The organism is Kitasatospora sp. NPDC008050 (assembly GCF_042957465.1).
GTDB lineage: Bacteria > Actinomycetota > Actinomycetes > Streptomycetales > Streptomycetaceae > Kitasatospora.
Genome location: NZ_JBIBIJ010000001.1, coordinates 459,472 through 467,957 on the forward strand (window position 1 = coordinate 459,472; position 8,486 = coordinate 467,957).

An 8,486-nucleotide genomic window follows, 5' to 3' on the forward strand; every position below is an offset into this window, starting at 1 on the left:
GAGATCCACCCTGATGGCCCGCCCCTTCACCCCACCGGCGCACCTACGGGCCCGCCCCGACGCCCGACGCAGTCGGTGGGGCGGGCCCGTACGGAACCCGGGTACTGCCGAGCCCTCAGAGCACCTGGAGGTTCTTCCGCAGCTCGAACGGGGTGACCTCGGAGCGGTACTCCTCCCACTCCTGGCGCTTGTTGCGCAGGAAGAAGTCGAAGACGTGCTCGCCCAGGGTCTCGGCGACGAGTTCGCTGCGCTGCATCAGGTCGATCGCCTCGCCGAGGTTCTGGGGCATGGGCTGGATGCCCATGGCGCGGCGTTCGGCGTCGGAGAGGGCCCAGACGTCGTCGTCGGCGCCGGGCGGGAGTTCGTAGCCCTCCTCGATGCCCTTGAGGCCGGCGGCCAGGGTGACGGCGTAGGCGAGGTAGGGGTTGCAGCCGGTGTCCAGGGAGCGGACCTCGACGCGGGTGGAGCCCTGCTTGCCGGGCTTGTACATCGGGACCCGGATCAGCGCCGAGCGGTTGTTGTGGCCCCAGCAGATGTACGAGGGGGCCTCGCCGCCGGCGCCCGCGGTGCGCTGGGAGCCGCCCCAGATCCGCTTGTAGGAGTTGACCCACTGGTTGGTCACGGCGGCGGTCTCGGCGGCGTGCCGCAGCAGGCCCGCGATGAAGGAGCGGCCCACCTTGGAGAGCTGGAACTCGGCGCCGGACTCGTGGAAGGCGTTGCGGTCGCCCTCGAAGAGCGAGAGGTGGGTGTGCATGCCCGAGCCCGGGTGCTGGGAGAAGGGCTTGGGCATGAAGCTGGCGTGCACGCCCTGCTCCAGCGCCACCTCCTTCATCACCAGGCGGAAGGTCATGATGTTGTCGGCGGTGGAGAGCGCGTCGGCGTACCGCAGGTCGATCTCCTGCTGGCCGGGGGCGCCCTCGTGGTGCGAGAACTCGACCGAGATGCCCATCGACTCCAGCATCGTGATGGCCTGCCGGCGGAAGTCGTGGCCGACCCCGCGCGGGGTGTGGTCGAAGTAGCCCGAGTGGTCGGCGGGCACGGGCGCGGTGCCGTCCCCGGGGAGGTTCTTGAGCAGGAAGAACTCGATCTCGGGGTGGGTGTAGAAGGTGAAGCCCTGGGCGGAGGCCCGCTCCAGGGTGCGCTTGAGCACGAACCGCGGGTCGGCGTAGGAGGGCGAGCCGTCGGGCATCAGGATGTCGCAGAACATCCGGGCGGTACCGGGGACCTCCGAGCGCCAGGGCAGTATCTGGAAGGTGGTCGGGTCCGGCTTGGCGATCATGTCCGACTCGTAGACCCGGGCGAAGCCCTCGATCGCCGACCCGTCGAAGCCGATCCCCTCGTCGAAGGCCTGCTCCAGCTCGGCCGGGGCCACCGCCACCGACTTGAGGAAGCCGAGCACATCGGTGAACCACAGCCGGACGAACCGGATGTCACGCTCTTCGAGCGTACGAAGCACGAACTCCTGCTGCTTGCCCATGGGGACAGTCTCACCTCTGCTCTTTACGTTCGTGTTACGCAAACACCCCACCCACGAGCACCCCTCGGTGGGACATGCGAACGACTACTGCCCATCATTCCGGATTCCGGCGCCGCCGGAGCACCGGGTGCCGGGAACAGCTCGGGAACGGGTTCCGAACGACTCGAACTGGTGACGGCCCCCACCCCCCATAGCGTCAGAACGACGATTACACTGGGCCCATGCCGAATCTCCGCCTCGCTCTGGCCCAGTTCGACCCCTCCGTCGGCGACATCGCGCACAACAGCGACGAGGTGGTGCGCTGGAGCAAGCGCGCGGCCGAGCGCGGGGCACGGTTGGTCGCCTTTCCCGAGATGGCGCTGACCGGGTATCCGGTCGAGGACCTGGCGCTGCGGGCCTCCTTCGTCGAGGCCTCCCGATCCGCCCTGGTGGAGCTGGCCGAACGACTGGCCGCCGAGGGGCTGGGCGAGGTGCCGGTGGTGCTGGGGTACCTGGGGCGGGCGCAGGCGACCGGGTCGCCGCAGAACTGCGCGGCGGTGCTGCACGGCGGCAAGGTGGTGACCAGGTTCGCCAAGCACTTCCTGCCGAACTACGGCGTCTTCGACGAGTACCGGTACTTCGAGCCGGGCGACCAGCTCCCGGTGGTGCGGCTGGACGGCGTCGACGTGGCGCTGGCGATCTGCGAGGACATCTGGCAGGAGGGCGGCCGGGTGGCCGCCGCGGGGCAGGCGGGGGCCGGGCTGCTGCTGGTGCTCAACGGCTCGCCGTACGAGCGCAACAAGGACGACGTGCGGCTGGAGCTGGTGCGGCGCCGGGCCGCCGAGGCGGGCTGCACGCTGGCCTACCTGAACATGGTCGGCGGCCAGGACGAGCTGGTCTTCGACGGCGACTCGCTGGTGGTGGACGCGGCCGGGCAGGTGCTGGCCCGGGCACCGCAGTTCGAGGAGAGCCTGCTGGTGGTCGACCTGGAGCTGCCCGCGGCGGGTGTCACGGCGGCGGACGGCGAGCGGTTCGGCGACGGGCTGCGGCTGGTCCGCACCGACCTGGGCGGCGAGCCGCGGCCGCGGCCGGCCCAGCCGCAGGGCGAGATCGTGCCGGGGCTCACCGACGAGGCGGAGATCTACGCCGCGCTGGTCACCGGGACCCGGGCGTACGTGCGCAAGAACGGCTTCAAGTCGGTGCTGATCGGCCTGTCCGGCGGAATCGACTCGGCGCTGGTGGCGGCGATCGCGGTGGACGCGATCGGGGCCGAGAACGTGCACTGCGTCTCGATGCCGAGCCAGTACTCCTCGCAGCACTCCAGGGACGACGCGGCCGAGCTGGCCCGGCGCACGGGGCTGCACTTCCGGACCGTCTCGATCGCGCCGATGTTCGACGCCTACATGGCCTCGCTCGGGCTCACCGGGCTGGCCGAGGAGAACCTGCAGTCCCGGCTGCGCGGCACGCTGCTGATGGCGATCTCCAACCAGGAGGGCCACATCGTGCTGGCCCCGGGCAACAAGAGCGAGCTGGCGGTCGGCTACTCCACCCTCTACGGCGACTCGGTGGGCGCCTTCGGCCCGATCAAGGACGTCTACAAGACGCTGATCTTCCAGCTGTGCAAGTGGCGCAACGAGGCGGCGGCGGAGCGCGGCGAGGTGCCGCCGATCCCGGAGAACACGATCCTCAAGCCGCCGAGCGCCGAGCTGCGCCCCGACCAGGTGGACAGCGACTCGCTGCCCGACTACGACCTGCTGGACTCGATCCTGGACGCCTATGTCGAGGGCGACCAGGGCCGCGACGCGATCGTGGCGCTCGGCTTCGAGGCGGCCGTGGTGGACCGGGTGGTGCGGCTGGTGGACACCGCCGAGTACAAGCGGCGGCAGTACCCGCCGGGTCCGAAGATCTCGCCCAAGGGCTTCGGGCGGGACCGCCGGCTGCCGATCACCAACGGCTGGCGCCGCGGGTGACGACGGCGGGTCGGCCGGCGCGGCCGACCCGCCCTCCTGGCGGTCGCGGCCTCAGCGGCTGTAGCGGTAGTCGGCGGCGATCGCCCGGTGGTCGCTGCCGTCGGCCGGCAGCACCCAGGAGTCGGTGGGCTTCATCCCGCGGCTCATGATCTGGTCGATCCGGGCCATCGGGAACTGCGTGGGCCAGCTGAAGCCGAAGCCGGAGCCGGCCGAGCCCTGGGCCGAGCGCAGCTGCGAGGTGACCGGGGCGAGGCTGCGGTCGTTCATGGTGCCGTTCAGGTCACCGAGCAGCAGCACCTTGCCCTGCGGCTCGTCCTGGATCGCGTCGCCCAGCGCCTGCGCGCTGACGTCGCGCTGCCCGGCCGTGAAGCCGTCGTCGAACTTGACCCGCACCGAGGGCAGGTGCGCGACGTAGACGGCGAGCGGGCCCTGCGGCGTGGCGACCAGCGTGCGGAAGGCGCGGGTCCAGCCGATCTTGATGTCCACCACCCGGGTGCCGCTGATCGGGTACTTCGACCAGAGGCCGACCGTGCCCTCGACGGTGTGGTACGGGTAGTTGGCCGCGAGCCCGCTGGTGTAGGTGGGCAGCGCCGCGCCGGTCAGCTCCTCCAGGGCGACGATCTCCGCGCCCGAGCTGTTGACCAGCCGCACGGTGCTCTCCGGGTCGCGGTTGCCGGCGTCGACGTTGTGGGTGAGCACGGTGAAGTCGCCCTTGCCGGTCCCCTTGTCGCTGAGCTGACCGCCGAAGAGGATCGTCCACAGCACGGTCGGCAGCAGCAGCGCGATCAGCGCGGTGGCCGAGCGGCGCAGCAGCGCGGCCACCAGCAGGAGCGGCACGGCCAGGCCCAGCCAGGGCAGGAAGGTCTCCAGCAGACTGCCGAGGTTGCCGGCCGAGTTGGGCAGTTCCCGGTGGTAGCCGAGCAGCACCCCGACCAGCACGGCCAGCGCCGCGATCACCCAGCCCCGGCGCCAGGTGGAGCTGCCGCGGCGGTCGCGGCCCCACTGGAGTATCCAGGGCCGCCGCCGCTCGGTGCCGGTACCGGTACCGGTCGAGCCCGACCCGCCGGCCTCGGCGGTCGGGATGGCCTCGGTCGCCTCAGCGGCCTCGACGGCCGGTGCGGCCTCGGTCACCTCAGCGGTCTCGGCGCTTGGTGCGGTCTCGGCGGTGGGTGCGGAGTCGGCGGTCGGCGCGGCGCCGTCGGCGCCAGCCCATGCCTCGCCGGCCTGCGTCATGCGGTGACCCCCTGCTGGTCGTCGGGTGCGTGTCCAGGCTGTCTACGGACGTATCCCGAAATATGGGATCTTCGGCTCAGCCTATGCCGTGACAGACGCACCGCAGCACATCCAGGGTTCCGCCGATCGGGCAGGTCAGGCCGCGCCGGCCCGGTGAGCCGGGCCACAGAGCCCCTCCAGCAGGGAGTCCACGATAGTGGCAGGCAGCTCGGGGTCGTCCAGCGGCGAGTCGTCCCAGACCACGGCACGCAGCAGCATCGGGGCGATCAGCATCTCGCCGAGCAGCTCGCCGTCCAGGTCGGCGCGGAACTCGCCGGCCGCCACGCCGCGCTCCACCACCCGGCGGATGTTCTCCCGGCGCGGCTGCACGACCTGGTCGTAGTAGGTCTCCTTGAGCGCGGGCATCGAGTGCATCTGTTCGATCACCACCCGCAGCATCCAGCGTGAGCGCTTGGCCAGACCGCGCCGGCGCATGAAGTCCAGGAGCACCACCAGGTCGTCCCGGGCGCTGGTGCCGGGCAGCGCCGGCTCCGGCTCCTCCAGCCGGACCAGCACGTCGACCAGCAGCGCCTCCTTGTTGGCCCAGCGGCGGTAGATGGTCGCCTTGCCCACCCCCGCGGCCTGGGCGATGCCCTCGATGGTGAGGTCCGCCAGGCTGCCGCCCTCGGTCATCAGCCGCTCCACCGCACCGAGGATCGCCTGCTCGGCGGCCTCGGAGCGGGGCCGCCCCCGCCGCGGCGGCACGCAGGGCGGCGGCGCGGCGGGGGCGGTGAGGGTGGCGTGACGGTCCGTGTCCATGGGCCCATTGTCCATCGTGAGTCTTAGGCCTTGGTCGATTCGGCGGTCGGCACGGCACGCAGCGTCGGCGCATCGGCGGGGGCGGCGCCGGGACCCGGGGCCGCGGCCTTGCCGGGCAGGAAGAACCAGGCCAGCAGCGCGCCGATCAGGGTGACCCCGGCGGACAGGCCCGCCACCACGTGCATCGCGTGGATGAAGGAGTCATAGGCGGGCTGGACCAGCACGCTGCCCCGGGCCCCCAGGCTCCCGGCCACGCCCAGGGTGGCCTCCACCGACTCGCCCGCCTTGTCGCGCAAGGCAGGCGGCAGCACGGTCAGCTTGTCCGCGATGCCGTCGCGGTAGCTGGTGGAGAGCACCGCGCCGAGCACCGCGACGCCGAGCGAGCCGCCCACCTGGCGGAAGGTGTTGTTGATCGCCGAGCCGGCGCCGGCCTTCTCCCGGGGCAGCGAGCCCATGATCGCCACGGTCACCGGCGGCATGACGTGCGCCATGCCGGCGCCCATGATGAAGCCGATCACCTCCAGCACCCAGATCGGGGTGGACTGGCCGAGCAGCAGGTAGCCGAGGAAGGCGATCACGATCAGGCCCATGCCACCGGCGCAGGTGGCGCGCACGCCGAGCCTGTCGACCACCAGCCGCGCGCGAGGCGCGAAGATCAGCTGGGCGCACGCCAGCGGCAGCATCAGCGCGCCGGAGGCCAGTGCGCTGTAGCCGCGCACGCTCTGGGTGTAGAAGACGCCGAAGAAGGAGACGCCCATCAGCGCGAAGAAGACCAGGCCGATCACCGTCACCGAGGTGGAGAAGGCCTTGTTGCGGAACCAGGTGACGTCCAGCGCCGGGTGGCTGACCCGCCGCTCGTAGACCACGAAGGCGACCAGCGCGACCACCCCGACCAGCACCGGCACCCAGGCGCCGGCGGCGGTGAAGTCGGCCAGCTCGCCGCCCTTGATGATGCCGTAGATCAGCGCCACCAGGCCGATGATCGACAGCAGCACGCCCACCGGGTCGAGCCGGCCGGGGTTGGGGTCACGGGAGTCGGGGACCAGCAGGAACATCGCGACCAGCGCCACCGCGACGATCGGGACGTTGATCAGGAAGACCGAGCCCCACCAGAAGTGCTCGATCAGCAGACCGCCGGTGATCGGGCCGATCGCGATCGCCAGACCCACCGCACCGGCCCAGATGCCGATGGCCTTGGGCTGCTCGTGCCGCTCGAAGACGTTCATGATGATCGCCAGCGTGGCGGGCATCACGAAGGCGCCGCCCAGGCCCATCACCGCACGGAAGCTGATCAGCTCGCCCGGGCTGGTGGCCAGCGCCGAGAGCAGCGAGCCGACGCCGAAGACCAGCATGCCGGCCAGCAGGGCCTTCTTGCGCCCGAACCGGTCGCCGAGCAGGCCGGAGGTGAAGAGCAGCCCGGCGAAGACCAGGGTGTAGGAGTTGATCGCCCACTCGAGGTCGCTCTGGGAGGCGCCCAGGCCCACCGGAGCCGGGGTCGCGATGGTCTTCATCGCGACGTTGAGGATCGAGTTGTCGAGGACGACGACGAGCAGCGCCAGGATCAGCGTGCCGAGGATCGCCCACCGACGGCGGTGGATGGCTTCCGGCACGCGTGGCGCGGTACCGGCTACTGCGGTGGTCATACGTCTGTCCCGTTTCCGTACGGAGGTGTGCGGCGTGCAGGCGAGGTACTGGCCGGAGCCGCCGAGCGGTGAGCGGAGACTCATCGAGACGGAACCGTCTCGTAATCCCCCCGGCCCGACTGTACTCCTTTTTCCGATACGAGACGTACTCGTTTCGCAAAGGTTCGTTTCGCGAGGAACTGCCGCGCCGTCCCGGGGCGCCCCCGGCTCTTTGCGCCGCGCCCGGGCCGTGCAAGCATGGAGGAGATCCGGGGACGCCGTACGGCGCCACGAGACCACAACCCTTCAGGAGCCTGTTCGATGAACGCTTCTCAGCTTTCGCCTGCCCAGACGCAGAACGGCCAGGGCCAGACCGCCCAGGGCCAGGCCGCCCAGTCGCCCGGCGGCGACAAGGCCTCCGCGTCCGGGGGGCACTCCCTCTACGGTGGGGTCACCCACCGCCGGGTCACCGTGCGGGACCTGGCCGCCGCCAAGCAGCGCGGGGAGCGATGGGCGATGCTCACCGCCTACGACGCCCTGACGGCCGGCGTCTTCGACGAGGCCGGCATCCCGGTGCTGCTGGTCGGCGACTCCGCCGGCAACTGCCACCTCGGCTACCAGACCACCGTCCCGGTCACCATGGACGAGATGGTGATGCTCAGCGCCGCCGTGGTGCGCGGCACCGAGCGCGCGCTGATCGTCGGCGACATGCCGTTCGGCTCCTACCAGGAGTCCCCCGCCCAGGGCCTGCGCAACGCCGCGCGGCTGATGAAGGAGGCCGGGGTCGGTGCGGTCAAGCTCGAAGGCGGCGAGCGCAGCGCCCACACCATCGAGCTGCTGGTGGACGCCGGCGTGCCGGTGATGGCCCACATCGGCCTGACCCCGCAGTCGGTGCACGCGCTCGGCGGCTATCCCGTGCAGGGCCGGGGCGAGGAGGCGGCCCACAAGCTGCAGCGCGACGCCAAGGCCGTCCAGGAGGCGGGCGCCTTCGCGGTGGTGCTGGAGGCGGTACCGGCCGAACTGGCTGCCCACGTCACCGAATCGCTGGCGGTACCGACCGTCGGCATCGGCGCCGGGTCCGGCTGCGACGCCCAGGTGCTGGTGTGGACCGACATGGCCGGCATGACGGCGGGGCGGGTGCCGAAGTTCGTCAAGCAGTACGCCGACCTGCGCGGTGTGCTGGGCGAGGCGGCCCGCGCGTACGCCGCCGACGTGCTCGACGGCAGCTTCCCGGCGCCGGAGCACACCTTCAAGTAGGCGCCTCCTTCCCGTAGTCGCCGTCCCCGGTCGGGGGCGGGGGGGGCCCCCCCCCGGGGGGGGGCCCGGGGGGGGGCGCCCCCCCCCGGGGGGGGGGGGGGGGGGGGGCCCGCGTGTGGCCAGGACAACAACCCCCCCCCCCCCCCCCCG

6 protein-coding genes are annotated in these 8,486 nt (G+C 71.7%); 2 read left to right on the forward strand and 4 right to left on the reverse strand.

The genetic code is table 11. The features are described 5' to 3' along the window. Positions 1 to 115: 115 nt before the first annotated feature. The gene (locus ACFZB9_RS01940; RefSeq protein ID WP_391442916.1) at positions 116 to 1,477 is read right to left on the reverse strand and encodes a glutamine synthetase family protein; all 1,362 of its coding nucleotides are present in this window, start codon (positions 1,475 to 1,477) and stop codon (positions 116 to 118) included. 221 nt (positions 1,478 to 1,698) lie between these two features. Between ACFZB9_RS01940 and ACFZB9_RS01945 the strand changes: the two genes are divergently transcribed. Beyond that, complete coding sequence (locus ACFZB9_RS01945; RefSeq protein WP_391442918.1) at positions 1,699 to 3,426, forward strand: NAD+ synthase; 1,728 nt, start codon at positions 1,699 to 1,701, stop codon at positions 3,424 to 3,426. A gap of 51 nt (positions 3,427 to 3,477) precedes the next feature. Here the strand turns inward: ACFZB9_RS01945 and ACFZB9_RS01950 are convergent, their stop codons facing one another. From ACFZB9_RS01950 to ACFZB9_RS01960, 3 genes are all read right to left on the reverse strand, one after another. Beyond that, positions 3,478 to 4,659 carry an endonuclease/exonuclease/phosphatase family protein gene (locus tag ACFZB9_RS01950; RefSeq protein ID WP_391442920.1) on the reverse strand — a complete coding sequence of 394 codons (1,182 nt, stop codon included), beginning with the start codon at positions 4,657 to 4,659 and terminating at the stop codon, positions 3,478 to 3,480. A gap of 135 nt (positions 4,660 to 4,794) precedes the next feature. Further along, positions 4,795 to 5,457: a TetR/AcrR family transcriptional regulator gene (locus ACFZB9_RS01955; RefSeq protein ID WP_391442922.1), complete on the reverse strand. Its 663-nt coding sequence runs from the start codon at positions 5,455 to 5,457 to the stop codon at positions 4,795 to 4,797. Positions 5,458 to 5,480: 23 nt separating this feature from the next. Further along, positions 5,481 to 7,100, reverse strand: a complete 1,620-nt coding sequence (locus tag ACFZB9_RS01960; protein WP_391442923.1) for an MFS transporter — start codon at positions 7,098 to 7,100, stop codon at positions 5,481 to 5,483. Between the two features lie 300 nt (positions 7,101 to 7,400). On the opposite strand from ACFZB9_RS01960, the gene panB reads away from it, so the two are divergent. Continuing rightward, positions 7,401 to 8,336, forward strand: a complete 936-nt coding sequence (gene panB / locus ACFZB9_RS01965) for a 3-methyl-2-oxobutanoate hydroxymethyltransferase (RefSeq protein ID WP_391442925.1) — start codon at positions 7,401 to 7,403, stop codon at positions 8,334 to 8,336. The last annotated feature ends 150 nt before the right edge of the window (positions 8,337 to 8,486 follow it).

What these genes read in the sequence shown, in the direction of transcription:
- ACFZB9_RS01940 (WP_391442916.1), bottom strand. Translation starts at nt 1,477, where the DNA reads ATGGGCAAGCAGCAGGAGTTCGTGCTTCGTACGCTCGAAGAGCGTGAC.
- ACFZB9_RS01945 (WP_391442918.1), top strand. Translation starts at nt 1,699, where the DNA reads ATGCCGAATCTCCGCCTCGCTCTGGCCCAGTTCGACCCCTCCGTCGGC.
- ACFZB9_RS01950 (WP_391442920.1), bottom strand. Translation starts at nt 4,659, where the DNA reads ATGACGCAGGCCGGCGAGGCATGGGCTGGCGCCGACGGCGCCGCGCCG.
- ACFZB9_RS01955 (WP_391442922.1), bottom strand. Translation starts at nt 5,457, where the DNA reads ATGGACACGGACCGTCACGCCACCCTCACCGCCCCCGCCGCGCCGCCG.
- ACFZB9_RS01960 (WP_391442923.1), bottom strand. Translation starts at nt 7,100, where the DNA reads ATGACCACCGCAGTAGCCGGTACCGCGCCACGCGTGCCGGAAGCCATC.
- panB (WP_391442925.1), top strand. Translation starts at nt 7,401, where the DNA reads ATGAACGCTTCTCAGCTTTCGCCTGCCCAGACGCAGAACGGCCAGGGC.